The 23266-nt window shown below is 67.6% G+C and carries 24 protein-coding genes, 2 pseudogenes and 1 riboswitch; of the genes and pseudogenes, 10 read left to right on the forward strand and 16 right to left on the reverse strand.

Features of this window, described 5'->3' with window-relative positions:
- The first annotated feature begins 1160 nt into the window (after window positions 1-1160).
- Window positions 1161-1991: a DUF4365 domain-containing protein gene (locus tag B0I32_RS35575; RefSeq protein WP_106247291.1), complete on the forward strand. Its 831-nt coding sequence runs from the start codon at window positions 1161-1163 to the stop codon at window positions 1989-1991.
- Between the two features lie 773 nt (window positions 1992-2764).
- Window positions 2765-3079 carry a hypothetical protein gene (locus tag B0I32_RS35580; protein ID WP_106247293.1) on the forward strand — a complete coding sequence of 105 codons (315 nt, stop codon included), beginning with the start codon at window positions 2765-2767 and terminating at the stop codon, window positions 3077-3079.
- Between the two features lie 107 nt (window positions 3080-3186).
- On the opposite strand, the pseudogene B0I32_RS35585 reads toward B0I32_RS35580, so the two are convergent.
- From B0I32_RS35585 to B0I32_RS35610, 6 genes and pseudogenes are all read right to left on the reverse strand, one after another.
- Window positions 3187-3333, reverse strand: a pseudogene (locus B0I32_RS35585) (helix-turn-helix domain-containing protein); the annotation flags it as partial.
- A 527-nt stretch (window positions 3334-3860) separates the two neighbouring features.
- On the reverse strand, window positions 3861-4142 hold the full coding sequence (locus tag B0I32_RS35590) for a hypothetical protein (protein ID WP_106247294.1): 282 nt from the start codon (window positions 4140-4142) through the stop codon (window positions 3861-3863).
- 465 nt (window positions 4143-4607) lie between these two features.
- Window positions 4608-5018 carry an Imm10 family immunity protein gene (locus tag B0I32_RS35595; RefSeq protein WP_106247296.1) on the reverse strand — a complete coding sequence of 137 codons (411 nt, stop codon included), beginning with the start codon at window positions 5016-5018 and terminating at the stop codon, window positions 4608-4610.
- Between the two features lie 194 nt (window positions 5019-5212).
- Window positions 5213-5593: a tyrosine-type recombinase/integrase gene (locus tag B0I32_RS35600; RefSeq protein ID WP_219912174.1), complete on the reverse strand. Its 381-nt coding sequence runs from the start codon at window positions 5591-5593 to the stop codon at window positions 5213-5215.
- 726 nt (window positions 5594-6319) lie between these two features.
- Window positions 6320-7570, reverse strand: coding sequence for an RNA polymerase sigma factor (locus B0I32_RS35605; protein WP_106247298.1), 1251 nt, complete (start codon window positions 7568-7570; stop codon window positions 6320-6322).
- Between the two features lie 18 nt (window positions 7571-7588).
- Window positions 7589-7981: a YciI family protein gene (locus B0I32_RS35610; protein WP_106247299.1), complete on the reverse strand. Its 393-nt coding sequence runs from the start codon at window positions 7979-7981 to the stop codon at window positions 7589-7591.
- Here B0I32_RS35610 and B0I32_RS61785 point away from each other — a divergent pair.
- On the forward strand, window positions 7930-8442 hold the full coding sequence (locus tag B0I32_RS61785; protein ID WP_425438125.1) for a methyltransferase domain-containing protein: 513 nt from the start codon (window positions 7930-7932) through the stop codon (window positions 8440-8442). The two genes, B0I32_RS35610 and B0I32_RS61785, sit on opposite strands and share 52 nt — an antisense overlap.
- Here the strand turns inward: B0I32_RS61785 and B0I32_RS35615 are convergent.
- Entirely contained in the window at window positions 8396-9019 is a 624-nt protein-coding gene (locus B0I32_RS35615) for a GNAT family N-acetyltransferase (RefSeq protein ID WP_106247301.1), read from the reverse strand. The two genes, B0I32_RS61785 and B0I32_RS35615, sit on opposite strands and share 47 nt — an antisense overlap.
- A 7-nt stretch (window positions 9020-9026) precedes the next feature.
- Window positions 9027-9120, reverse strand: a riboswitch (SAM riboswitch).
- Between the two features lie 198 nt (window positions 9121-9318).
- Here B0I32_RS35615 and B0I32_RS61790 point away from each other — a divergent pair.
- A pseudogene (locus B0I32_RS61790) lies at window positions 9319-9483 on the forward strand (DUF4240 domain-containing protein); the annotation flags it as partial.
- Window positions 9484-9549: 66 nt separating this feature from the next.
- Here B0I32_RS61790 and B0I32_RS60285 read toward each other — a convergent pair.
- Window positions 9550-10119 (reverse strand): hypothetical protein, encoded by a 570-nt coding sequence (locus tag B0I32_RS60285; RefSeq protein WP_106247302.1) that lies wholly within the window; start codon window positions 10117-10119, stop codon window positions 9550-9552.
- A 252-nt stretch (window positions 10120-10371) separates the two neighbouring features.
- Here B0I32_RS60285 and B0I32_RS35630 point away from each other — a divergent pair, with 252 nt between their 5' ends.
- Together B0I32_RS35630 and B0I32_RS35635 are read left to right on the forward strand one after the other, a co-directional pair.
- The gene (locus B0I32_RS35630) at window positions 10372-11574 is read left to right on the forward strand and encodes a sensor histidine kinase (RefSeq protein WP_245956221.1); all 1203 of its coding nucleotides are present in this window, start codon (window positions 10372-10374) and stop codon (window positions 11572-11574) included.
- Entirely contained in the window at window positions 11571-12176 is a 606-nt protein-coding gene (locus B0I32_RS35635) for a response regulator transcription factor (protein WP_106247306.1), read from the forward strand. Before B0I32_RS35630 ends, B0I32_RS35635 begins: the two co-directional genes overlap by 4 nt.
- A 329-nt stretch (window positions 12177-12505) precedes the next feature.
- Here B0I32_RS35635 and B0I32_RS35640 read toward each other — a convergent pair whose 3' ends face one another.
- Window positions 12506-12838, reverse strand: coding sequence for an SMI1/KNR4 family protein (locus tag B0I32_RS35640; protein WP_219912175.1), 333 nt, complete (start codon window positions 12836-12838; stop codon window positions 12506-12508).
- A 153-nt stretch (window positions 12839-12991) separates the two neighbouring features.
- Complete coding sequence (locus B0I32_RS35645; RefSeq protein WP_106247307.1) at window positions 12992-13822, reverse strand: SDR family NAD(P)-dependent oxidoreductase; 831 nt, start codon at window positions 13820-13822, stop codon at window positions 12992-12994.
- Between the two features lie 121 nt (window positions 13823-13943).
- Here B0I32_RS35645 and B0I32_RS35650 point away from each other — a divergent pair, with 121 nt between their 5' ends.
- Window positions 13944-14846: a LysR family transcriptional regulator gene (locus B0I32_RS35650; RefSeq protein WP_106247309.1), complete on the forward strand. Its 903-nt coding sequence runs from the start codon at window positions 13944-13946 to the stop codon at window positions 14844-14846.
- 222 nt (window positions 14847-15068) lie between these two features.
- On the forward strand, window positions 15069-15524 hold the full coding sequence (locus tag B0I32_RS35655; protein WP_245956222.1) for a hypothetical protein: 456 nt from the start codon (window positions 15069-15071) through the stop codon (window positions 15522-15524).
- A gap of 72 nt (window positions 15525-15596) precedes the next feature.
- Here B0I32_RS35655 and B0I32_RS35660 read toward each other — a convergent pair whose 3' ends face one another.
- Together B0I32_RS35660 and B0I32_RS35670 are read right to left on the reverse strand one after the other, a co-directional pair.
- Window positions 15597-16247, reverse strand: coding sequence for a hypothetical protein (locus tag B0I32_RS35660; RefSeq protein ID WP_181308139.1), 651 nt, complete (start codon window positions 16245-16247; stop codon window positions 15597-15599).
- Window positions 16248-16408: 161 nt separating this feature from the next.
- The gene (locus B0I32_RS35670) at window positions 16409-16909 is read right to left on the reverse strand and encodes an HIT family protein (protein ID WP_106247313.1); all 501 of its coding nucleotides are present in this window, start codon (window positions 16907-16909) and stop codon (window positions 16409-16411) included.
- A 117-nt stretch (window positions 16910-17026) separates the two neighbouring features.
- Between B0I32_RS35670 and B0I32_RS35675 the strand changes: the two genes are divergently transcribed.
- On the forward strand, window positions 17027-18457 hold the full coding sequence (locus B0I32_RS35675) for a M20/M25/M40 family metallo-hydrolase (RefSeq protein ID WP_106247315.1): 1431 nt from the start codon (window positions 17027-17029) through the stop codon (window positions 18455-18457).
- An 89-nt stretch (window positions 18458-18546) separates the two neighbouring features.
- On the opposite strand, the gene B0I32_RS35680 is transcribed toward B0I32_RS35675, so the two are convergent.
- Entirely contained in the window at window positions 18547-18978 is a 432-nt protein-coding gene (locus tag B0I32_RS35680; protein ID WP_106247316.1) for a hypothetical protein, read from the reverse strand.
- A gap of 187 nt (window positions 18979-19165) precedes the next feature.
- Entirely contained in the window at window positions 19166-20563 is a 1398-nt protein-coding gene (locus B0I32_RS35685; RefSeq protein ID WP_219912176.1) for an MFS transporter, read from the reverse strand.
- Window positions 20564-20649: 86 nt separating this feature from the next.
- Between B0I32_RS35685 and B0I32_RS35690 the strand changes: the two genes are divergently transcribed.
- A complete protein-coding gene (locus B0I32_RS35690) occupies window positions 20650-21492 on the forward strand; it encodes a helix-turn-helix domain-containing protein (RefSeq protein ID WP_106247319.1) in 843 nt (280 codons plus the stop codon).
- A 109-nt stretch (window positions 21493-21601) separates the two neighbouring features.
- On the opposite strand, the gene B0I32_RS35695 is transcribed toward B0I32_RS35690, so the two are convergent.
- Together B0I32_RS35695 and B0I32_RS35700 are read right to left on the reverse strand one after the other, a co-directional pair.
- Window positions 21602-22009: a hypothetical protein gene (locus B0I32_RS35695; protein ID WP_106247321.1), complete on the reverse strand. Its 408-nt coding sequence runs from the start codon at window positions 22007-22009 to the stop codon at window positions 21602-21604.
- Window positions 22010-22262: 253 nt separating this feature from the next.
- Window positions 22263-23144 (reverse strand): aminoglycoside phosphotransferase family protein, encoded by an 882-nt coding sequence (locus B0I32_RS35700; RefSeq protein ID WP_245956246.1) that lies wholly within the window; start codon window positions 23142-23144, stop codon window positions 22263-22265.
- Window positions 23145-23266 lie beyond the last annotated feature (122 nt).

The raw sequence follows: 23266 nt of genomic DNA on the forward strand, positions 1-23266 counted from the left end.
ACGACGCCGCAACGACGCACGACAGACTGGCCGAAAACAGCACCTGTCGCCCATGTCCTGGGACTCATCCGTCAAGCATGTCCCGGGACAACACACATGTGACCTCTGGTTGAGCTGTTACAACTTTCCCTGCGGTTTCAAGCCCGCCGCGCAGCGGCGGGGACCGCGCGATCATGGGGGAGCGGTAGAGGACGACCTACAGCTGAGCACCGGGATAGGGCCTGAGAAGGGTCTCCAGGAGAAGGCCGTGAAGAGCGGCGTCAACGTACCGGCAGACAACCAGGCAGCCCATCCGGCCCGGCTCCGTCGAGGGAGGCGCGATCCCCTCGAAGAACAGCTTCAGCGACTCTCCGCCCTACCTCAGTGCCCGCCGGCAGCGCACCGCCGCAGCGAATCCAACGACACAACGCCTGGCCCTGCGCGCTCGCTCGCGGCGGGCTGCGGCTCTTCGGCCGGTCCCGCCGCGGCGGCGCGCGTGCCGGCAAGCCGGCACCTCCGGTAGAAGGCGGCAAGAGTCGCCAGGCGCTGCACTCTCTTCATGTATCCACGCCCCTAGCCCAACGATCGACGAGACCAGGACGAACAGCCCGCAAGCCTCAACCGTGACTGCGCCCGGGGGAGACGGACGACGGCCAGCTGCACGACGACGCAAGGGTGAAGGGCGGAAGACCTTGGGGCTCTGCCCCAAACCCCGGCCCTCCTCGGAGATGGGGGTCCGGCCGCGCCAGCCATCCGGAGTGGCTGAGGTCCTGAGCGGTCATCTCCCCGCCGGCCACCACAAGGGACACCAGACCAGCCGCACCGGGTCAAGCCGTCATGTGCACGCAGGACAACCGGCGCGCGTGGAAGCTCACCGGGGCACATGTACACGCGAACGACGGCTTGACCCGGCACGTCCGGCCCGGTATGGCTACGCCTGCCCGACGAGGAGATGACCACAACGCCTACCCCTTGAACATGGCTAACGCCAAAGATCTTCAACGCTGACCATGGGCCATTGGGGGCTACACGCGAACGATGCCCAGTAGGGCTACGACCTGCCCGACGAGGGAGATAACCACACCTATCGATCTTGTTCCGTATCTTGAAGCCTCTTCCGCCCCTTCGCGCATTCGCGATTCGACTCCGACTCCACCTGTTCTTGTGGTCCAATCGTTGCTATGCCCCCTACGAGACCCCGCTCTCACAAGCTTGCCTCCCTAGCTGTAGGACATGTAACGGGAGTATTCCAAGCCAAAAACTGGATAGTCGAAGAGATCAGGAATGATTATGGCGAAGATCTGCAAGTTCGTATTGTTGAGGACGACAAGGTAACGCCTTACGCCTTTTATGTACAAGTTAAGGGAACGGACAGCCTAGATCGCTATCTGGATAAGGCTGCAAAGCACATCAAGTATCCGTTCGAAGCGTGGCGCCTAAAGCACTGGATGGACTTTTGGGAACCGGTCGTAATCACAATATGGGACTCGCAGACCAATCTGGCATATTGGGAGATAGCGCAAATTCCTGACATTCCAATCAAGGCGAGCGCCAAGAGTCCTCGCATCGCCATCCCGATAGAGAATAAGCTTGATATAGAGGGGCTAGCCCGGATCAAAAGCAGGACCATCCGCCGACATCAGCGATTTGAAAACGAACAGCAGGGGGCGCAAGTCCTATTGGAACGCCTTGAAGAGCTTCTGGGAATTGATATATCATACGATCCGCAGGGCGGCGTGCTTATTGTCGAGAATCCAGAAGGCGGAGCCACATTAACTTTTTTCGGCAAATTCTTGGAAGAGATCGAGGCGAGCTCTCGTCAGCAGCAGAAAGACATAGATGTGATGGTACATGATGCTATCATATCGGGCATGGCTTTAATTGATCCCCTCACCAAAGGTGAAGAACTAGTAATTACAGATAAAAACAGTGGCGCCATTCAGAGATTTACAAACATAAAAGATCTATTTCGCTACTGGGATCGCAAGTTCGAGATTGGCGAACATCAGTAGTGCAGCACCAAAGTGCAGCAACCCCACCGACCAGCAGCGACCACCTGCGATCTTCATGGGCAGCCTGACTGCCGCAACAACCCTTGTCGATCTCTACGCCGCGAGTTCGGGACGAAGGGGCACCATCCTGGCCGACCAGGCCGAGCCGCCCGCGTCTGAGTGTCGAACTGAGTGACAACGACCTCTCATCAGCGCGCACGTGCATGGACGCCCATGGAAGTCATGCCGACGCGGCTACTGATGTTCTCCAGGCTGGATGTGCCTCCGACTTCGTTTGCAAGCAGGAAGTCAGGAGTTCGAATCTCCTAGGCTCCACTGCACATCGAAGGCCACTTCCCATGATCGGGTAGTGGCCTTTTCGATCTTGTACAGCTGCAAAGCACAGCTACAGCATCAACTTCCCTCGACACGCTCGCCCTGCTCCTGGGGGATCGGGAAGCCGTAGCGCCGTGAGATCTCCTTGAGGGCCTCGACGCAGGCTGACTGCACTGGCTGGTAGTCCGCGTACCGGAGCTTCACGCTCGCGTACGGCTTGTTCGGACACGGGCCCCCGTCTCTCAGTCATCCCGTGCCAGCCGCAGAGGGCTTTGTATCCCTCTGTGTCTGGTCTGTGGTTCTCTCGCTCGTAGGGCTTGACCCAAACACGACATGCGCCATGGCCACTGACCTTACGAGCACTGGGCACAGAAGGGTTGAGATTCGCTGGAGTAGATGTCCCCACCGCGGGCAAATCGCACGCGGAGACGCCAGCGTGCCCTGGGAGGATTTCCCTCATGTTGGAAGAGAAGCTCGACACGCTCTCGCAGATGATGGCCCAGCACATGGCCAGGCCGTTCCCGCCTGGCTTCCGCGGCCTCAACATTGAGGACGAGGACATGGTGATGCTCGATGCGGACGCCTACGGCTGGGCCACACGCGTCCTTAAAGGCCCGCTCAGCGCACAGTACCGCTCTGGCCTGGCGCAGCTGACGTTGGCGTGCGAGAGGGTCCTCCCGGCAATCGACGATCAGTATGCGGCCCAATACTACGAGCATGTGCACGACATGGTCGTATTGGCCGCTGAGATTGAGAGCCTGCGCGAAAAGTAGTCCTTTGACCAGCACATTCAGCACCAAGCGTGAAAGAGTCGCGCGGTCGGCGACCTGGGTGAACGCATACGGTTACGCGCTAAAAGGCCATCCCCGCAAGGGATGCCCAGCCCCGCCAGGCCACCGTCTTGATACCGGCGCACCCAGACGTGCACCGACTGCCGCGAGATCCCGTAACGGCCGGCCACGTCGGTGACCTTCGCCCCCGACAACACCTCGATCACCGCGTGATAGCGCTGCTCCACGACGCTCAACTCCACCAATGCCACCCGAGCCTCCCCCGAAGCGTCGATAACGCCACGAGCAGGCACAGATAACGATCAAGGTGTCAAGCATCACGCGAGGCCAGAGTGTCAACCATCAAGCGAGACAGGACACTCGCAGGTCTGCCGAGTTGCCGAGTTGTTCTTTCAGGTATCAAGCGGCGGCGCGGCGCGCCGCCGTACCCCCGGCCCTCCGCCCGCTCGCCGTCCGGGCGTGCGGCCTGGGGGCCGGTCCCGGACGGCGGCGGGACCCGGGCCGGCCACCGCACGCCGCCCCCGCCGTACTTGCCGAAGGCGCCGACCGCGGTTGCCACGCCGCCGCACAGATACAGCCCTACGATCGCCACTGCATGGCTGGGCATCGAGCATGGTCGGGGGCGATCGAAGGTCCAGGGCTTCGTTTCTCAGCCCTGGCCCACCGAGCAGGATGGCTACCGCCGTTTCCAAGCTGAGGCATGTAGCCAGCGCCTTGGAGCTGGATCGAGTCGTCTCCCGCCATCTGTTGGCCCTGGTCGGTCTCACTCAGGTAGCAGGTTGAAGCCGTTGTCGACGAGTGCGCTGATGGCGGCTTCAATATGGTCGCGCGTGACCCGATCGACCACGACAAGGTTGGGCTCTCTGAAGAAGCCTGCGCCGTTTGACATCTCCTCAGCGATCTCCTGCCCAAGTCGGACAGGATCGTAGAACACTGGGCGGTAGTACTGTCCCTCCCGCTCGACCAGGACATCCGAGAACCAGCCCTTGGCCTCGATGAGGGGCGCCTGCTCGTCGAAGTAGTGCGGCCAACGCACGCTGAACACGGCGCGAGTCTACCGATCCGGCATAACCGAGCGATCATGATTGACCCTGCTCGCGGGATATGCGCGGGATGATCTTTCCTGATAGGGGAGAGGCGAGAGCCGTACCTGGAGGTCAGGGGCCTGATGCGGTCTGGAGCGTCGGCCCGCTGCAAAACCGTCGGCAGTCCGTACCCGGATCACGAGTCAGGAAGGATGTCGGCCGTTCGGAGACGCATGTGGATGCACGATCGCCGTGCCATTAGCGTGCCATTAAGGGCGGTCACCAGGGGTCAGTCACGGTCGCTGGCGGACTGCCTGTCTCCCAGGTCAAGGCTGTAGTCCTCGAAGGTCAGACCGATTTGTAAGCAGGAAGTCAGGAGTTCGAATCTCCTAGGCTCCACCGCACGTCGAAGGCCACCTCCCATGATCGGGAAGTGGCCTTTTCGATCTTGTACAGCTGCAAAGTACAGCTACAGCGGCAACCTTCTACAGCTTCAGAACCCGAGGGCGGGCGTCAGCACGACCGTAGGCAAGGATGCGGCGCAGTCCTTGCCGAAGCTGTTCGACGGACTGCTCGTCTACATCGAGAACTGCCTCTATCTCAGGCTCGGCCAGGCTGAGCGCCTCCAGGGCGTCGAGGTCGAAGACGACGCGCAGCACGTTGTCTCGCAGAGCGAGTTCTTGGACTGCTCCATAGGCGGTGCCCTGGTTGGCCGTAACCACACAGTGGGTGTCAAAGCCCAGGGCAATGTCCTGATCATCAGGCTCATAGGTGCAGCACTGGAAGGTGAGCACCATGCCGTCACCGTCTTCGGTTTCGCTCACACCGGCGGACACGCATTCATCCTCTGGGTGTTCGTATGCTCCGGCGACCTGAGCGGTAAATCTGATCGTCATGGTGGGAGGGTAGCCGCATGACGGCCCCGGCTTAGAGATCACCGCCGTTGTTCGCCCGCCGGCCACCTGAGTCAGAGCCAGCCCTTCTATCGCTCGCCGGAGACCTCGAACAACACCGAACCCCGCCCGACTCACATGGTCGGACGGGGGTCCAGGCAACGTGAGCCCAGCTGTCTCAGAGCGTGCGCGAACCTTCAGAAGCTGAGGTGCTGCCCCAATCGCTTCAGCGCCTTCCGCGTCTCCTCTGACGAGACTTCGCTGTAGATGTTCATGGTCACCGCGATTTGCGAGTGGCGGAGGATCTGCATGGCCACGCGCGGATGGACATCGAGGGCGACGAGCAAGGACGCGCAGGTCTTGCGGGTCGCGTGGAAGTGGACCTTTCGCACCCCCGCCTTATCGCAGGCGTTGGCGAAGCTACGCCGGAAGTTCGACGGCTCCACCGGTCGGCCGCTCGCGGTGGTGAAGACGAGACCTGTCTCCTGCCAGTTGTCCCCTGCTGCTTGACGAGCCGCATTGGATACCTGCAGTCGGGCGCGGAGTGCTGTCGTGACAACCTCGGGAAAGGGCAGCATCGCGTCGAGGCGTCGGTCTTGGTCTGGCGGTGCAGCAGCTTGCCGGCGACTCGCTGGAGTTGCCAGCCGATCGTCATCTCGGCCTGGTCGAGGTCGACGTCCTCCCCACGTAGCCCGGGGGGCTCGCCGAGGCGGAGACCCAGGACGAGCACCAGGACGTACGCCGGATACATCGGGTCTTCCCGAGTGCGGGCCGACTCCAGGAAGGTCCTGGCCTCGTCCACCGACCAGGGCTTGACCTTGCGCTTCCGAGGGACCGACATCTTGACGTTGGCGGCGACGTTGCGGGTCGATGTCTCCTCCCGAACCGCGTTGCTCAGCGCGGCCCGAAGCGTCATGTAGGCGTCGTGAACTGCCTGCCGAGACCCCGCCCCGAGCGGTCCTCGCTCCGCTCGGGCTGTCCCTTCTGGGGCGCGCCTCCGGCGCGCGAGGCCATCACGATGGGGCTCGTAGGTTTCCCGGGTTGCAGGTGCATCCCCAGAACCGCAACGGCGCGCCCTCGCATTCAGGGAACCGCGCCGTCCAGCGCAGGCGCGGGGGTCGCTGGCAGACTCGGAATCGTGACGACGTTCCCAGACCCGGCCGACTCCCGATGACCGCCACATCGGGATGGAGATCGGCTGTGCCGGTGTGACATTGAGGATCTTGTCGGACTGGTGTTCCCCCGGTTGGCTGACCTGGGCGTCGACGGCGTTCAATCCACGGGCGACATGACCCTGGTCCATGTCACGTCCAACGGCGTCCTAGCTGGCGCAGTCGCCGGTTCAGGTAGCGCTGCTCCGGCAGGCTCGTCGTCAGCTGCGCGGCCCGCCGGTAGTGTTCGGCCGCGGCTTCCACATCACCGTTCAGCTCCAGCAGATGGGCGCGTACGGCGTACACCCGGTGATGCCGCCGCATCGCGGGATCGGTCAGCAGCGGATCGAGCAGGGCCAGGCCGACCGTCGCACCGTGGGCCATCGCAACGGCGACGGCGTGGTTGAGCGTCACAGACGGGGCGGGAGCAACCCGGCTCAGCATGTCGTAGAGAACGCTGATCTGCATCCAGTCGGTGGCCTGGTAGGTCGATGCCTCCGCGTGAACCGCGGCGATAGCCGCCTGGATCTGGTAACGGCCGACGTGCCCCCGCGGCAGTATCTGCTCCAGCAGCGCGACACCCTCGGCGATCAGATCGCGCCGCCAGCGGGAGCGGTCCTGTTCGGCCAGCGGCACCAGATCACCGGCAGAGTCGGTCCGCGCCGGCAGCCGCGCGTGCGTGAGTAGCATCAGCGCCAGCCCGCCGGTCACCTCGTCATGGTCGGGCAGTGCAACGTGGACCTGACGGGTGAGCCGGATCGCCTCCTCGGCGAGCTCGACGTCGACCAGGGTCTCGCCGGAGGTGCGCGTGTAGCCCTCGGTGAACACCAGATGGCAGACGTCGAGCACAGCTGCGACCCGGGCCGCCAGTTCCTCGTCCGGCGGCATCGCGAACCGTGCGCCTGCGCCACGCAGCGTCGTGCGGGCGCGGCTGAGGCGCTGGGTCATCGTGCGGACCGGCACCAGGTACGCGGCCGCGATCTGCTCCACGCTCAACCCGGCCACCGCCCGTAGGCTGAGCGCCACCTGCGACGGCCTGCTCAGTGCAGGATGACAGCACAGGAAGAGCAAGCGGAGCGTGTCGTCGACCTCAGTCGCGGGGACCTCGTCCGCCCCAGGAGCCACGCCGCCGTCGTCCGGCCGTCGTGCCAGGTCGAGCGCCTCGCGGCGGGCGCGGGCCGAGTCGGCCCGCGCTCGGTCGATCAGGCGCCGCGACGCGACCCGGATCAGCCACGCCCTCGGGTTGTCGGGAACCCCACCGATGGGCCACTGAGAGGTAGCGGCCTCCGCAGCTTCCTGGGCCGCGTCCTCGCAGTCACCGAGGTCGCCGTACCTCCGCAGAAGCGCGCCGAGGACGTGTGGCGCCTCCCGTCGCCACACGTCCGCGAGTATCCGCTGCACCATAGGATCTGCCTGAGATCGCTATTGATCGTCGCCGCCTGGCCACATCGTCGGCCGCAGCTCCACCGTCTCTCCGGGGCCGGCGAACTTCGCGGCGACCTCTTCTGCGCGGGCCTGGTTCTCGACATCGATGAGGAAGAACCCGGCCAGATGCTCCTTGGCCTCCGAGTACGGGCCGTCGCTCGCCAGCGGGGAGCCGTCCTCCCACCGGTACAGTCGTGCGGCCGCGGGGTCGCCGAGCGCCTCGCCGCCGATCAACTCGCCGTTGGCCTGCAGTTCTGACATCACCTGCTCGAATTCGGCGTCCAGCCGTTTGCGCACGTCGTCGGGCAGCTCCTGGTAGGCAGCAAGGTAGTCGCCGGTTGGGTGTCCCCACGGCTGCGGATTGGAGTGGATCAGGATCACGTACTTCATGGCTGTCAGCTCTCGTCTCGTGCGACGGCCGCTCCGTCGCTCGACTGGGACGTCGGTGCGGACTTGCCGATGTCGACACTATCCAGGAGTTCGATGACGTACTGACAGCCGACCTGGGATGCGGTCCAGGGCACGTCGCCCGCTTCCTCGCGGCACGGCACACCGACATGATCGGCATCGACCTGTCGTCAGCCGTGATCGACATCGCACCCGAGCCTGCACCGGAGATGGCGTTCGCCGTGGGGATCAATGCTGTAACTCACCGCTGCCGACGCCGGTGCCGTCTACATCATCTGACCTTTCAGCAGGGCGGCCCACGTCTCCGCGGCCTTGTTGTAGGACCGCCGACGAGTTTCGTCGATCGTCATCCCGCCGTAGCCGTCGTACTGTCCGGTCGCCGGGAAGACGCCCGAACTACTCGGTGCTCACGTTGGCGAGGCGAGCACGCAGCGCCTGCCTGACGGTCGGCCACTCGGCAGCGACCACAGAGAACATGGCCGAGTCTCGCAGCAACCCCGCTTCGCCAGGCGCCCAGGAGGGTGACCAACTGCGCAGCACGCCCTCGAAGCATGCGCCGAGGTTCTCGATCGCCTGGCGCGACCGCTGGTTGCGGGCGTCCGACTTCAGGTCGACGCGGGCCACGCCCAACGTCTCGAACGCATACGTGAAAAGGAGGAGCTTCGCCTCGGCATTGATTCCGGTGCCCTGTGCGGATGCCGCGAGCCATGTCCAGCCGACCTCGATGGCGCGCAGATCCTGCCGATCCGGCCACGTTCGGGGATCCCAGAACGCAGTGCATCCCACCGCCATCTCGTCGCGCACCCGAACCTGTGCGAAGGGAGTCAGCCCGTCGCTCCCACGAGCGAACTGGGCCGCCAGGTACGCCTCCACCTCAGCGGCGCGGGGAACCAAGGTGAAACCGTAAGAGGAACGGTCCTCTTCCGCGGCCCGCCTCAGATCCGACGCATGGCTCATCGCGAGTGGCTCCAGCCGAACGAGCGATCCATGCAGCGAAGGAACATCAAGCCCCAGGCTCATCGAGCCCTCCTCATCGTTCCTGGCGTTGGCACCTTTCCCTTTCTTCGGGCAGGTTGCCGGACCGTCGCTGGGCCAGGTCCCTCGGATCCTCTGGATGAATCTCGAAGTAGAGATCATGCCCCGGAGGGAGGGCGGCGTCAAACGTCATTCGGCGGCCGAAAGAAGCCCTCCGGTGCTCCACCGGTGCGGCCTGAGGGCCGGTCCCGGACGGTGGCGCGACACCGGGCCGGCCACCGCACGCCGGCCCCGCCGTACCAACCGAACACACCGACCAGGGTCACCACGCCGCCGCACCGGCTCTGGGCAGGACTGACCGCTCATACGATCATCCGCCCAGGTACGAGGACGCGTTCTGGGCACTCATCGAACAGTCGGCCCAGGAGACCGGCACCAGGAAGGCGCGCCTGATCCGGCTGGTGGAGCAACTCACCGAACTCCCGCCCGACGACATCATCGACTTCCAGAAGTGGTTCTCCATATGCGAGTGCCGGCCCAACCAAAGCGGCTGTCCCGTTGTTCCCGGCCCCGCCCTACCACCTGAAGATCAACTCTGCGGCGATCACGACGTCGATGACGCCGCACCATTCGGCGAAGGACCGGGCCACCACCTTGTCCCGCCGCAGGTGGACGAAGTCCCAGACGCCGTGGAAGAACCATCCGGCCGCCACCAGGTAGCGGCCCAGATCCGGATCCACGGCCAGCCCGATCAGCCCGAGCGCACCGAAGGCGAGCATCCCCAGCGCCTGCACCCGGAACGTCCCGGACCGGAACACGTGCCCGTCCACGACGCTCCAAAGCAGGACGATCAGCGCGAGGGCGGAGAACACGACGGCCGGTTCGATCACCTCCAGCGCGCGCAGCGCGACGACGCCGGCCAGCCCGCCCACGAGCAGCGGCCACGTCGCGCGGCGCGCCTCCAGCTTGGCGACCACCAGGTACAGCAACGGCAGGAGCAGGAGGATCGACGCGAACGACGCCACCGCCTCGTCCGACTCGGTTCCGCCGAAGGTCGCCGCGGACAGCGCCAGAGCAAGCGCCGTGGGCCAGCGGTCGAGCAACCGGCGGACCCGATGTCCGCGTCCATGGGACACGCTCGTCATGGAGGCCTCCTGGTGGGGTGATGGGGTGACAGGTGACGGATCGGGGTGCGCGGGCGGGCCGTCCATGCGGTTCCTCCCTACGGGGCCGGGCATCTACCGCGCTCAGCCTGGCCGCTGGAGGAGGCCGCCAGTAGTGCCGAAACCACAGGCGTGCGCGTGGCTTTGTCACTGAATCTCGTGACAACTGTCATGAAACGACCGTGGCGGAAATCGCGACCGGCCCGCGACGCGGCGTACTGTCACAATGACTGCGTGCGCGACCACGGGACCGACGGCGGGACGGCGGCACTCCGGAGCTTCCGCCGTTACACCTGGTGGAGCCTCACCGGCAGCACCGCGTTCTTCTTGGTCGCCGTGGCCGGCGCGGGGCTCCTGGCCTCCGGCGTACCGGTCTGGGCCAGGGGTGCGGGCGCCGCCGCGCTGGCCGTGACAGCCATGTGCTGCGCCGTGCTGCTGCACCGCCGGCTGGCGTTCGACCCCGCCACCGCATCCGGCGAGCGCCCCGGCCGCCCGCTCCTGGCGTGGATGGCCGCGAGTGCAGCCGGTACGGCCACGCTCGGCGGCGTTCTGCTGGCCGTACGGGACGACGCGCTGTGGGCACTGGCCCCGGCGATGACGGTGTCGGTCGTCGCGACGTTCCTGCCGCCGCCGCGCCGGTGGGCGCTGATCGCCGTGGCGATGGCCGCCGCGGCCGTGCCGGGCGCGGTCGCGGGAGGCGACGACCCGGTACGCGCGGTGCTGTTCCCGCCGGGACTGGTCGCGTTCAGCGCCTGGGTCACGCTCGGGTCGCTGTGGGCGTGGGACATCGCGGAACGGCTGAACGCGGCGCGGCGCCTCGACGGGGAGCTGGCCGTCACCCGGGAACGGCTGCGGTTCGCCGCCGACCTGCACGACATCCAGGGTCACCACCTACAGGTGATCGCGCGCAAGAGCGAACTGGCCGCGCGGCTGGCAGCGGCCGACCCGGCCCGCGCGACCGCGGAGATGCTGGAGGTGCAGCGGCTCGCCACCGACGCGCTCTCGGATACGCGGGCCGTCGTGCAGGGCTACCGCCGTACGACGCTGGAGGCGGAGCTGGCCAACGCGGGCCGGGTGCTCGCCGCGGCCGACATCCGGGTCCAGATGAACGTCGAGCCCGCCGCGGGCACCGGGCCGCTCCCCGACGCGTGCCGGCACCTGCTCGGGCTGGTCGTGCGTGAGGCCACCACCAACGTGCTGCGCCACAGCCGGGCGCGCGCCGCCGAGGTCGACTACCGCCTCACGGACGGCCTGGCCCGGTTGCGGGTACGCAACGACGGCGCGACCGGCCCGCCCGGCTCGGGGGCGGGCACCGGGCTGCGCACCCTGGCCGACCGCCTGCGGGCCGCCGGAGGCGAGCTGACCTGGGAGCACGAACACGGAAGCTTCGTCGTGGCCGCCTGCCTGCCGGTCGACGCGAGCGCGGAGGCGCGATGATCAGGTTGCTGATCGCCGACGACGAGGACCTGCTGCGCAGCGCCCTGGCCGCGCTGCTGGCGCTGGAACCCGACCTCACCGTGGTCGCCGAGGCCGCCACGTCCACCGACGCGGTACGGCTGGCCCGCGAGCACCGCCCCGACATCGCCGTGCTCGACCTGGAGATGCCGCCGGCCGACGGGTTGGATGCCGCCGCACGGATCATGGCCGCGCTGCCCGGCGCCCGGGTCGTGCTGGTCACTCGGCACGCGCGGCCGGGGGTGCTGCGCCGCGCCCTGGCGGCCGGCGTCAGCGGGTTCGTGCCCAAGACCACGCCGGCGTCCCGGCTCGCCGAGATCATCCGCGACGTCGCCGCGGGCCGGCGGTACATCGACACCGACATCGCCGCATCCGCCCTGACCGAAGGCCCCTGCCCGCTCACCGACCGGGAACTCGACGTGCTGCGTGCCTGCCGTACCGGGGCATCGGTCAGCGAGATCGCCGCCCAGGTGCACCTCGCGCCCGGCACGGTGCGCAACTACCTGTCGGCGGCCATGGCCAAACTGGGCGTCGGCTCCCGCCACGCCGCCGCCCGCCGCGCCTGGGAGGAAGGCTGGATCTGATCCGCGGAACGAGCCGCCCACACCGGGCCGCCGGGACCGGCTCGAAGGCGACCCATCGAGCCAACGCGCCGATCTCCTCCGGGCTGACACCCAACTCGTCCACCAGGCGAAGCAACACCTTCCCCGCATCGGAAAAGGGTCCGTCTGGATTGCGCTGAAGCTCTCTTCGCGTGTTGGCTGTCCAGGTGGCGCTTGGGGACGATCGAATTACTCCGGCTCTGACAATCGCTGCCGAGCTATCCCCCAGGGCCTTGGTTCCTGCACCTCATCGTATTCGGCATCTTCTTCGTGCCAGCCCGTTCCCGAGAGCCACGTCTTCAACCAGTCGGTCAGGCTGTCGGCGTCGACGTACCACGCGTTGTGCCAGTCAGCGCTGATGTCGTTCGGCTAACGGCCTCACCGGACTCCCGCGTCGTACGTTCCTCGCGATAGTCGCTTACGGCGGTACGCCCATCGCCGGTGAGCGGCAAGAGGTGAAAGTCGGGGCCGAAACCGCCGTTGGCCACTTCACCGTAGAGCCGCGCCAGCACTGGAGGAAGTTCGAAGCCCAGAATGCGCTCCGCATTTTCGACTTCCTCCGCTGTCGCGGGGGGAGACAGCCGCTCCGTGTCCGCGGCCGCCTTCACGAGCACTCGCCGTAAAAGGTCATCGATCCCGGTCATGGAGATGATCCTGCCAGGCCGACTCTGATCGAAAGTCCCGTCCTGGGCCGACGGCTCGGGAGGAGGATGGAGTCCAGACTGGTGAGGAAGCAGGAGCAGCGGGCGCTCAGCTCGGAACTCAACCCCTGTTTCCAGTCGAGCCGAGTCGCTTCGTCAGGCGGTTACGGGAATGATCCGCTCGCCGAACGCCGCCTCCGTGACCGATGCCCACTCCCGCCACACGCGAAGCCGCTCGGCGTAGATGTCCTCGACTTCGGGAAGTGTGTGCCCGAGGAGAATCCGCCGGGGAGGATTCTCGGCGTCGGCGATAGTGAGAATCGCGTCCGCGGTCGCTTTCGGGTCGCCCAGGATCCATTCCTTGGCGGTCGCTTCGTGGACGGCGGCGTAATCGGGGTGACGGTCGGTGGCTCGCATGCTCGTACCGGCGCCGAAATCCGTGGCATAAGGGCCCGGCTCGACCGCCGTCACATGGACGCCGAACGAGGCGACCTCCTGGGCGAGCGATTCGGACAGGCCCTCCACCGCCCACTTGGAGGCGTGGTATCCGCCGATCCCGGGGTAGGCGCGTACGCCGCCCTCGCTCGTAACCTGCATGATCCGGCCGGAACGCTGGGCCCGGAGCACGGGCAGGACCGCCTGAGTGACCCAGACGGTGCCGAAGAAGTTCGTCTCCATCTGGGCGCGCAGCTCGGCCTCGGTGAGTTCCTCGACCATGCCGAAAAGTCCGTAGCCGGCGTTGTTGACGACCACGTCGAGACGTCCGAACCGTTCGACGGCTCGCTCCACCGAGTCGAACACCGCCTTCCGGTCGGTGACGTCGAGCGGTAGCGGCAGGACGGCGTCCCCGAACCGCCGCGCGAGCGGCTCCAGCGCGGTGACGTCGCGGGCGGTGGCCGCGACCCGGTCACCTCTCTTCAGTGCGGCTTCCGTCCACAGGCGGCCGAAGCCCCGCGATGCGCCGGTGATGAACCAGATCTTGGACATCAGGGTCGTTCCCTTCCAAAGGTGTTTCCTCTTGGTTCCAGCATCCCGGCGCACAAGCCATTCCACAAACGAGTCTTTCGCATATTAGACATGCGGAGTACGCATGGATTAGGTTGCTCGCATGGCGGAGTTCACCGTTCCCGCACTACGCGTCGTGCACGCCGTCGTCGGAACCGGATCCTTCACCGCGGCGGCCGACCTCCTCGGCTACACCCAGTCGGCGATCTCCCGGCAGGTGGCGGCCGCGGAGTCGGCTGCCGGAATGCCCTTGTTCGTACGCAAGGCCCGTGGGGTGGAGGCCACCCGGGCCGGCGAGGCGGTCGCACGCCGGGCGGTCGTCGTGCTGGCCGAGCTCGACGCGATGAACCGCGACCTGGCCCTGCTCTCCGACACGCTCGCCGAGCAGGTGAGGCTCGGGGCCTTTCCGACCGCGACCTGGTCGCTCATTCCCCGTACGGTGGCCGCGCTCGCCGGCGAGCACCCCGCGCTGGCCGTGGAACTGCACGAGGCCTCCAGCCCGGCGCTCCTGCGCCAGGTGCGGGCCGGCGGGGTCGACGTCGCCGTGATCGCCGTGGGTCAGGGGCTGCCCGAGTACGACCTGCACGACCTGAGAACCGAGCGCCTGACGGAGAGCGGCATGGGCGTCGTCGCCGTACCACTGGGGCACCGCCTGGCTGGACGGGCGCGCGTCACGGTCGACGACGTGGCCGGCGAGCCCTGGATCGTCGGCGCGGGTCTGCGGGGCGACCCGCAGTTCGGCGCCTGGCCGACGTTGCCGGAGCCGCGGATCGCCCACCGGATCCGCGACTGGAACGCCAGGCTCGGCTTCGTCGCCGCCGGGCTCGGCATCACCACCGTCGCCCGCATCGCCGTTCCCGGCCTGCCTGCCGGGATCGCCATCGTCGAGGTCGACGACCCCGCGTGGTCCGGGCGTACCACTCTGACCGTGACCAGGCCCGAGCCGTCGCAGGGCCAACGCGTCGTCGCCGCGGCCCTGCGCGCCGCGGCCACCGGCGAGGGATGAGGACGAGCCGGTTGGGTGTCGCAGCGGTAGTCGGCCGCGGTCCATTACGGCGTGAGGTCCCGACGCGATAATCGGGTGAGTCCGGCTTGGGGCGGCGAGTACCGTTCGAGAATGCGGCGGTGCGGGGAATGCGACCAGTGGGAGCCCGCCGGAGCGCCTGACTGTGAGCGATGCGCCGGTCTTGTTGACGAGATCGTCGAATCGGGATGGCGGGAGTTCGTCGTGCAGGATTTCGGCACGCTGACCGCCCTGGACGAGCGCGACGTCGCCGAGATGGTGATCGACGAGCCCAACAGGCACCCGTGGCGAGTGGTGGACGCCGCCTACGACCGGCTCGCCTGCACCGAGTGCGGCGGCAGGCTGAGCCGAGGGCCGGCCGGCTGCGCCGCCTGTGACCTGGCGAACGGGTTCCGGTACGTCGCCATCGAGGTCGATCGGCCCGGCGTTCCGCCGGGCAATGAGCACGCGCTACGGGTCAACGTGTCGGTGGTGCGCAGGCCGTCCGCAATCTCGTGGCGTGAGGTAGTGGCACGGCGACTCTTGCTCCCCTTCCTCCTCGACGGGCACCTGCCCACGATCAAGCAGGCCCAGGCAGCACGTGCTCTCCTCAACCAAGGGGGCACGGCTGAGGAACTAGCGGAGCATCTCAACTTCGCCTGGGGCAACGACTCCACATAGCTACAGCCGGGCCATCACCGACCTCGGGCGCAGGGTGCCCGAGGTCGGTGACGAAGGTCGCTCGATTCGAGGTCAGTTCCAGGTGGCGCGCTTGATGGCGTCCGCGAGGCCGGGGGTGTTGAATCCGTCCACGATGACGATCTTCTCTTTCCGCAGGTACCACTCCCGCTGAACGAACTTCCTGGTCACCCGCTTCTTCTTCTCGTCGTAACATTCGACGGCCCATTCGTAGTACCGGGCCTTGTGGCCCTTGCCCACCTGCCGGTGACCGGACACCACAGTCTTTCCTTTGTAGCCGCCGGGGAAGCGCTCCAGATCGTCGATGTCGCTCTGTCGGTTGTAGCGGCAGGGCATCACGCTGGTCTCGGGGTGGAAGGGGGCGCGGCCGGGGTTGTACCTTTCCCCGATCCAGTTCGGGTCGTTGGAGCCGTGGATCATGTTGGGGCCGCCGATACTGAAGTATGGGCAGCCGGTCTTCTTGCGGTCGCAGCCGGGCCGGGTCTGCACAGTGAGAAGGTCCCAGATCGTGTCGCTCTTATGCGCCGTCCACTTGGAGGGGACGGTGAGACGCATGCCTCGAAACGAAATCGTCTTCGCCGCGGAGGCGGAGGCGGAGGCGGCGGTGGCGGACGAGACCGCAGAGGCGGGCAGCGTCGATGCGGCGGCCAGGGGGACGCTCACGACGGTCGCGGCGGTCGTCCATGCCGTCACACGCTTGATCATTCCTAATCTCATGGCGGTTTAGATGCACGACAGCGTGGCAAGGTTGCGGCTCAGCGCCGGGGCTTTTCATCGGCGAGTGAGCTGACGGTTCTGCCTAACGGCGCGACCAGGGTCGGAAAGCCGTCCGAGTGCCCCCTTTCGCACCACGAGGGCCGCTCAAGCTACGCGCCCAAAGAATTCCGTATTCTGGCGGCCAACGCGGAAATCTCCTCGGAGGTGCGCTCGATGACCCCGTTCTCCGACATGAGAGCGTGATATTGCTGCTGCTCGTAAGGCACCCCAGGCGGCAGCGCCGCGATGTGCCAATGCAGGTGAGCGTTCCCCTGCTGACTTCCCAAGGACAACAGATACGTCCGCTCACAGGGCACACTCGCCTCCAAGGCCAGCGCGATTCGGCGTACCACCTTCATCACCGCGACGAACTCGTCCTCGGAAAGGTCGCGCACGACGTGCTCGACGTGGCGCTTGGGCGCCACGAGCACGTACCCAGGCAGTACGAAGAAGCTCGGAAGAAACGCGATGTGCTCCCCGTCGTCGTAGACGATCTCCTCCGGCTGGTCGGTATCCCCATTGACCATCGCGCAGATGAAGCACGGTCTCGTCCGCGAACGACGGCTGTAGCTTTCCACATCGAACGGCACCCGCTTGATCGCATCGGTCATCAACGCCCTCCTGGGGGAGCTCCCGCCCTGACGACGACATGATCACCGTGCCACATGCGTGCCATTGAGCGCGCCCGCCGTGCGTGAGCGGTGCGGCGGTTGGGCCAGTATTACCGCATGGACCTTCAGAAACTTCGCGAATCGATCAGCCAAGCCTGGAAGACGGACGTGCTGCCCAGCCTCTCCGGTCTGGTGGAGATTCCCGCCGTGTCCGCCGGCTACGACGCCGCCTGGGAGGAGAACGGTCACCTGCGGGCCGCCGTCGAGCACGTGCGGGCCTGGGTGGCGGCGCGGGGCCTGCCCGGCGCGCGGTGCGACGTCGTGCAGCTGGACGGCCGCGCCCCGCTCCTGCTGGTGGACGTGCCCGCGACGCCGGGCGCGACGGCGATCGGGACCGTGCTGCTGTACGGGCACCTCGACAAGCAGCCGCCGCTCGGTGACTGGTCGGAGGGTCTGGGCCCGTGGCAGGCGGTGATCCGCGACGGCCGGCTCTACGGCCGCGGGGCCGCCGACGACGGGTACTCGGGCTACGCCGCCACGACCGCGCTGGAGGCCGTACGCGGGGCAGGCGGCGAACACGCCCGCGCGGTCCTGCTGCTGGAGACCGGCGAGGAGTCCGGCAGCCCGGACCTGCCCGCGTACCTGGAGCATCTCGGCGACCGGCTCGGCGAGGTGTCGCTGGTGGTGTGCCTGGACGGGGGCGGCGGCGACTACGAGCGGCTGTGGCTGACCTCCAGTCTGCGTGGCGCGGTGCAGGCGACCGTCACGGTGCGCATCCTCGAGTCGGGCATCCACTCGGGGCTCGGCAGTGGCATCGCGCCGAGCTCCTTCCGCGTCATGCGCCAGTTGCTCGATCGGGTGGAGGACCCGGAGACCGGCGAGGTCAAGGTGGCCGAGATGGTGGTGCCCATTCCGGACGAACGGCGCGCGGAGGCGGCGGAGCTGGTCGCGCTCCATCCGGAGGTCGCCGTGCCCCGGCTCCCGCTGCTCCCGGGGATGACGCGGGTCTCCGACGACGAGGTCGAGCTGGTCCTCAACAACACCTGGCGGCCGACCCTGTCCGTGACCGGCGCCGCCGGGCTCCCGGACCCCGCGGTGGCGGGAGCCGTGCTGCGCCCCTGGACCTCCCTGCGGCTGAGCTTCCGCCTGCCCCCCACGGCCGACGCCGAGGCGGCGCGGGCCGCGCTGGAGAAGACCCTCACGACCGACGTACCGTACGGGGCGCAGGTCGAGGTCGGCGACTACATGGTCATGAACGGCTGGCACGTGCCCGCCACGGCGCCTTGGCTGGCCTCGGCGCTGCGGGAGGTCGGTGACCGCGTCTTCGGCAAGCCGTGCCAGAACCTGGGCATCGGCGGCGGGATCCCGTTCATGGAGCTGCTCGGCCGCCGGTACCCGCAGGCGCAGTTCGTGGTCACGGGCGCGCTCGGCGCGGACTCGAACGCGCACGTACCGGACGAATGGCTGAACATCCCGTTCGCCGTCCAGGTGACCGAAGCGGTCGCCCAAATCCTCGACGCCCACGCCCGCGCCGAGGGCCCTGCCTGACCCGATCCGTCATGTCGCCCGAAACGGCCGCATCCGTGCTCATGGCGGGCCGGCCACGTCGCTGAGTGAGGTGGCCGGCCCGGTTCGCGTCAGGCCTGGGTCTGCTTCTCGTGCCAGGTGTAGTAGATGTACGTGCTGCCCGGCCCGGTCAACGTGCCGTAGATCTGCCAGAAGCTGTTGGGAGGGATCGAGTAGCGGAAGACCTTGTCTCCGGGCCGGTCGTCCACGAACGAACTCTGTTGCTGGTTGGTCCAGCTCCGTACTTCGATCGTGAATCTCTCGTTGTCCGGGATGTCGAGGCAGATCTCGTACGTGTACGCCAGCGGGCCGCCGATGTTGTAGCTGCGGCCGTCGATCGCGGGCCTTTCGATGTTGGTCGGGACGTAGCTGTTCACGACCCTGGTGTAGCCGCTTTTGGTGCAGTCGACTGCAGAAGAGGTGGCTGCGGACGCGGGACTGACGGCGGTGAGCGTGGCGCCGAGTAAGCCGGTGGCGACGAGCATGGGGATGGTGCGCTTCATGCCTCTCCTCATCCGTGCGGTGGCGCTCCAACCAAGTAGTTGAAGGCGAAACTGATTCTTACGTGGTCCGCCGCTTCCCGACAAGTCCGAGCAAGATTGTGTGCAGTGGTGAGTAAAGTCGCCGTCTTCCAAGCTTCGCCAGCCAGAAACGCTCTGCGATTGAACAGCTGACGGTACGTTCGTGCCGTTAGCCTGCGAGGGCAAGTGCCCTGATCGCCAGTGTGGCTCGTACGGCGCACACCGTCCCGACGCCGAGCAGGACGGCGAGCGCGACCACGACCCGCAGGAGGCCGTCGGCGGAGGAGGGTGCCGCGAAATAGACGCTGCCCAGCCCCGCGACGGCGATCACCCCGGCCAGCACAGGGCCGGTGGCGTTCAGCGCCGAGACCGCCGACGCCAGTCGCGGCTCCACCCGCGCCGTGATCGACGCGATCAGCGGGCTGTACCCGGCGGCGTGCCCGGCCCCGGCCAGCATCAGCAGCGGTACGGAGCCGACCGCATGCCATCGTGCGCCGCACAGGAGCACCAGCAGGGTCGCCCCGGCCGCGAACGCGATCGGTCCGGCGATCGGCAGGGCCCGCACCAGCCTCGGCGGGTACCGGTTCCAGGTCAGGCTGAGCGCGCCGAACCCCAGCGTGTACGGCACGAAGGCCATCCCCGCCTGCAGCGGCGAGAAGCCCAGCGTGGTCTGGAGGTGCAGTGTGAGGGTGAGGACGAAGACGGCGTAACAGCCCATGGTGATCCAGCAGGCCGCCATGCCCGGCTTCACCCCGTTCGGCCGCAGGACTGCCGGGTCAAGGAGCGGATGCCGTGCTCGCCTCTCGTGCCGTACGAACCCCGCCAGCAGCAGCCCGCCGCACGCCAGCGAGCCCCAGGCCCAGGCGGGCCAGCCGTGGTCGGGGCCGAAGATGAGCGGCACGGTGACCGCGGCCATGGCCACGGTCAGGACGGCCACTCCGCCCGGATCGAGGCGCGCCTGCCCGTCCGTACGGGAGGCAGGCAGCAGCCGCGGGCCGAGCATCAGCAGCACCACGCCGATTGGGACGTTCAGCAGGAAAACCGGCCGCCAGGACAGGCCGAAGAGGTCGGCGCTGACCACCAGCCCGCCGACGACCTGCCCCAGCGCGACCCCCAGGGCGAGCACCATGCTGTAGACGCCGATGGCCCGGCGGCGGGCGGCCCCGTCCCAGTGCAGCTGGATGAGCGCGAAGATCTGCGGGGTGAGCAGTGCCGCCCCCACGCCCTGCCCGACGCGGGCGAGCACCAGCGTGGCCGCGTCGGGGGCGAGCCCGCACAGCAGCGACGCGCCGGTGAACCAGCCGAGTCCGAGCAGGAACGCCCGCCGCTGCCCGATGACGTCACCGATCCGCGCGCACGTGACGAAGAGCACGCCGGTGGTCAGCAGATAGCCCGACACGATCAACTGGATCGCGGCGCCGCCGGCGCGCAGATCATCCCGTATCGTCTGCGCCGCCACCGACACGATCGAACTGTCCATGGACGCCATGACCTCCCCTGCGAGGAGCACGGCCAGCATCCGGCCCCGGCGGGCGGCCGTCGTGGCCGGGGGCGCAAAGAGAGTCATTCGCCCAGCATCGGACGTACGCGCTCGCCCGGTCTTGAAGAAATATGCGGACGGGATTGTCGGAGCCGGTCCGTAGGGTTGGCCGGGTGCGTACCGCGAAGAGGGTGATCGAGAGCCCGCACTTTGTGATCAGGACCGTTCGGTGCACGGACGACCACGTCCGCTGGTCGGCTCCCGAGTCGTCGCGCGCCGCCCAGATCGTGCTGGTCCGTCGGGGCCGCTTCCGGGTGGAGTCCCGCGGCCGGCGCGTGACCGTCGAGCCTGCCACGGGTTACCTGCACCACGCGGACGAGGAGTTGCGTTTCGCCCACCCGGCGGGCGGCGACGTGTGTACGGAGGTCACCTTCGTCGACGACGTGCTGACGGCCGGGCTCGACGTCACCCGCTCCCCCGCGATCCCCGTGGACGCCCGGCTCGAACTGGCCCACCGCCTGCTCCTGCGCGCCGGCGCGGACCCGGACGTCGAGGCGGTCGAGGCGGTCCTCGACCTCCTGTTGCTGACCCTCCGCGGCCGCCCCCAGGCCGTACCCGCGCCCGGGCGGGAAGACCTGGCCAACCGGGCCAAGGAGGCGATCCTCGCCGACGAGCCCGCCAGTGCCGGCCTCGTCCCCCTCGCCCGCCTCCTGCGGACCTCGCCGTCCCACCTGAGCCGTACGTTCCGCCATCACGCGGGCATGCCGCTGAGCCGCTACCGCAACCGCGTACGGGTCAGCCGCGCGCTGACATCCCTGGAACAGGGCGAAACCGACTTGGCCGGGCTCGCGGTCAGCCTCGGCTTCAACGACCAGGCCCACCTGACCCGCGTCATGCGCGACGAACTGGGCCACACCCCCGGCCGCGTCCGCACCCTCTTCGCACAGCAGGCCACGGCCCCGGAGGATCACCCGTTCTCCGGCAGACCCGTCGTGGGAATGCCGGGCGGCTGCTGAACCGCCCCCACGCCGTGCAGAGTGACGAAGGTGGGGTGAGGGCCGACGCTGTGGTTTTGTTTGGCGCTGTTCCAGCCGGCCTCCCGGGCGCGGATAGTTGCGACGCCCGTCAGGCGACGGCGGGTGGCGCCGGCTGCGGCGGGCTTGGAGGCTGGAGTACGGGGGTGAACCAGGTTCTGGCTGGAGGAAGCAGGAGCAGAGTCACGATGAGCGCGGACCACGGTGCGGTGACGACCCACTCAAGGGTGCCGTCGAACAGGAAGTAGACGAAGTCGAGCAAGGGGATGGCGAGCTGGACGGCGATGGTGACGTCACGGACCCGCGGGCGACGGGTGCGCCACCGGTTCGCCAGCAGACCGGTCGCGAGTGACAGGACGTAGGAGGGGAGGTAGAGCAGGTGCTCGAAGACCTCGGTGGAGCCGGCGGCCAACGCCAGGATCCCCAGAACGACGCTGATCAGGGAGAGTGTCGCCTGGAGCCAGATCAGGTTCCGCGCGAGCCTTAAGGAGGGAGGCATGTCGGGAGGGCCGCCTTCAGTTCTCGGAGGGTACGGCGGAGCCTTCCGTGAACGGCGCCGCCGTGTCGATGATCCCACCTAGGCGTTCGAACGCGCGCTCCACGACCCGGCAATGGCGTCCCAGGCGTTCGCGAGAGGTGGAGCGGAAGCTGAGACGCGCCTCCGACGCCTGCGCTGCGGTGGCCTTAGCCGAGGGAATGGCGGATTAGTGACCGCGCCCGTGGACGCGACTGCTTCCTCCACAAAGCCTGTTCTAGCCGATGAGGGCCTCGGTGATTTGGCGGGTGGTTTGTGTGGCGATCCGGGGGTTGGTGGCGGCGTAGGTGGTGTAGGCGTTCAGGCCGGTGGTGAGGGCCCAGCCGCGGCCTCTGGTCCAGGTGGCGTCGTCCACGTCGAGGGTGGCGCGGAAGGTGGCGCGGCTGGTGGGTGACAGCAGGGTGAAGGCGATCATGAGGTCGCAGGCCGGGTCGCCGAGGCCGAGGCCGCCGAAGTCGATGACCGCGCTGAGGCGGTCGTCGATGGTCAGCAGGTTGCCGGTGTGGAAGTCGCCGTGGAACCAGACCGGGCGTCGATCCCATTCCGGGGCGTTCAGGGCCGCGTTCCACAGGTCGGTCATGGCGGTGGGGTCGAAGACGTCGGCGACCTCTTTGATGGCGGCTCGTGTGGCGCGATCCCGGGCGGCCAGTGGTCGGCCGGTGAGGTCCGTGCGGGGCTCCTGATCATCGGGATCGAACTGTTGGAGGGCGGTGAGGAATTCGGCCAGCTGGACGGCGGCCGTGGATGAGTCGGCCAGGGCCTCGACCGTGGCCACCTCGCCCTCCAAACAGCGGGACACCGCCCATCGCCACGGATAGCCGAAGTCGGGCTCACCCACTCCGACCGGTACGGGGATGGCCAGGGGGAGGTGTGGGGCGAGCCGGGGTAGCCAGTCGAATTCCTTCTGGGCCTGTCCGATGGCGCCGCCGTGGCGGGGCAGCCGGACGGACAAGTGCTCGCCCAGCCGGTAGATCACGTGGTCCGAGCCGGCCGGGTCGAGCAGTTCGAGAGGCAACGCGGCCCACTGGGGGAACTGTGTGTCGATCAGCTTTCTGGCCAGTGCGGCAGTGATCGTGGGGCGGTCGTTCGCGGCTCTCACGGTTGCCAAGTGCGACTCCTGCGATCGGCTCATGTCCTGCCTGGAGACGGGTGGTTGGCTTATCACCGTGCATGCGCCGCTGTTTGTCTGTCGACTGGATTTCCACGGCCGTGCCCGGTCAT

Origin of the sequence: Nonomuraea fuscirosea (genome assembly GCF_003001935.1) — a bacterium.
GTDB classification, from domain to species: domain Bacteria; phylum Actinomycetota; class Actinomycetes; order Streptosporangiales; family Streptosporangiaceae; genus Nonomuraea; species Nonomuraea fuscirosea.

What these genes read in the sequence shown, in the direction of transcription:
- B0I32_RS35645 (WP_106247307.1), bottom strand. Translation starts at nt 13,822, where the DNA reads ATGTCCAAGATCTGGTTCATCACCGGCGCATCGCGGGGCTTCGGCCGC.
- B0I32_RS35670 (WP_106247313.1), bottom strand. Translation starts at nt 16,909, where the DNA reads ATGACCGATGCGATCAAGCGGGTGCCGTTCGATGTGGAAAGCTACAGC.
- B0I32_RS35605 (WP_106247298.1), bottom strand. Translation starts at nt 7,570, where the DNA reads ATGGTGCAGCGGATACTCGCGGACGTGTGGCGACGGGAGGCGCCACAC.
- B0I32_RS35600 (WP_219912174.1), bottom strand. Translation starts at nt 5,593, where the DNA reads ATGCTGCCCTTTCCCGAGGTTGTCACGACAGCACTCCGCGCCCGACTG.
- B0I32_RS35610 (WP_106247299.1), bottom strand. Translation starts at nt 7,981, where the DNA reads ATGAAGTACGTGATCCTGATCCACTCCAATCCGCAGCCGTGGGGACAC.
- B0I32_RS35615 (WP_106247301.1), bottom strand. Translation starts at nt 9,019, where the DNA reads ATGAGCCTGGGGCTTGATGTTCCTTCGCTGCATGGATCGCTCGTTCGG.
- B0I32_RS60285 (WP_106247302.1), bottom strand. Translation starts at nt 10,119, where the DNA reads ATGACGAGCGTGTCCCATGGACGCGGACATCGGGTCCGCCGGTTGCTC.
- B0I32_RS35575 (WP_106247291.1), top strand. Translation starts at nt 1,161, where the DNA reads ATGCCCCCTACGAGACCCCGCTCTCACAAGCTTGCCTCCCTAGCTGTA.
- B0I32_RS35695 (WP_106247321.1), bottom strand. Translation starts at nt 22,009, where the DNA reads ATGCCTCCCTCCTTAAGGCTCGCGCGGAACCTGATCTGGCTCCAGGCG.
- B0I32_RS35685 (WP_219912176.1), bottom strand. Translation starts at nt 20,563, where the DNA reads ATGACTCTCTTTGCGCCCCCGGCCACGACGGCCGCCCGCCGGGGCCGG.
- B0I32_RS35640 (WP_219912175.1), bottom strand. Translation starts at nt 12,838, where the DNA reads ATGACCGGGATCGATGACCTTTTACGGCGAGTGCTCGTGAAGGCGGCC.
- B0I32_RS35580 (WP_106247293.1), top strand. Translation starts at nt 2,765, where the DNA reads ATGTTGGAAGAGAAGCTCGACACGCTCTCGCAGATGATGGCCCAGCAC.
- B0I32_RS35635 (WP_106247306.1), top strand. Translation starts at nt 11,571, where the DNA reads ATGATCAGGTTGCTGATCGCCGACGACGAGGACCTGCTGCGCAGCGCC.
- B0I32_RS35680 (WP_106247316.1), bottom strand. Translation starts at nt 18,978, where the DNA reads ATGAAGCGCACCATCCCCATGCTCGTCGCCACCGGCTTACTCGGCGCC.
- B0I32_RS35595 (WP_106247296.1), bottom strand. Translation starts at nt 5,018, where the DNA reads ATGACGATCAGATTTACCGCTCAGGTCGCCGGAGCATACGAACACCCA.
- B0I32_RS35650 (WP_106247309.1), top strand. Translation starts at nt 13,944, where the DNA reads ATGGCGGAGTTCACCGTTCCCGCACTACGCGTCGTGCACGCCGTCGTC.
- B0I32_RS35675 (WP_106247315.1), top strand. Translation starts at nt 17,027, where the DNA reads ATGGACCTTCAGAAACTTCGCGAATCGATCAGCCAAGCCTGGAAGACG.
- B0I32_RS35660 (WP_181308139.1), bottom strand. Translation starts at nt 16,247, where the DNA reads ATGATCAAGCGTGTGACGGCATGGACGACCGCCGCGACCGTCGTGAGC.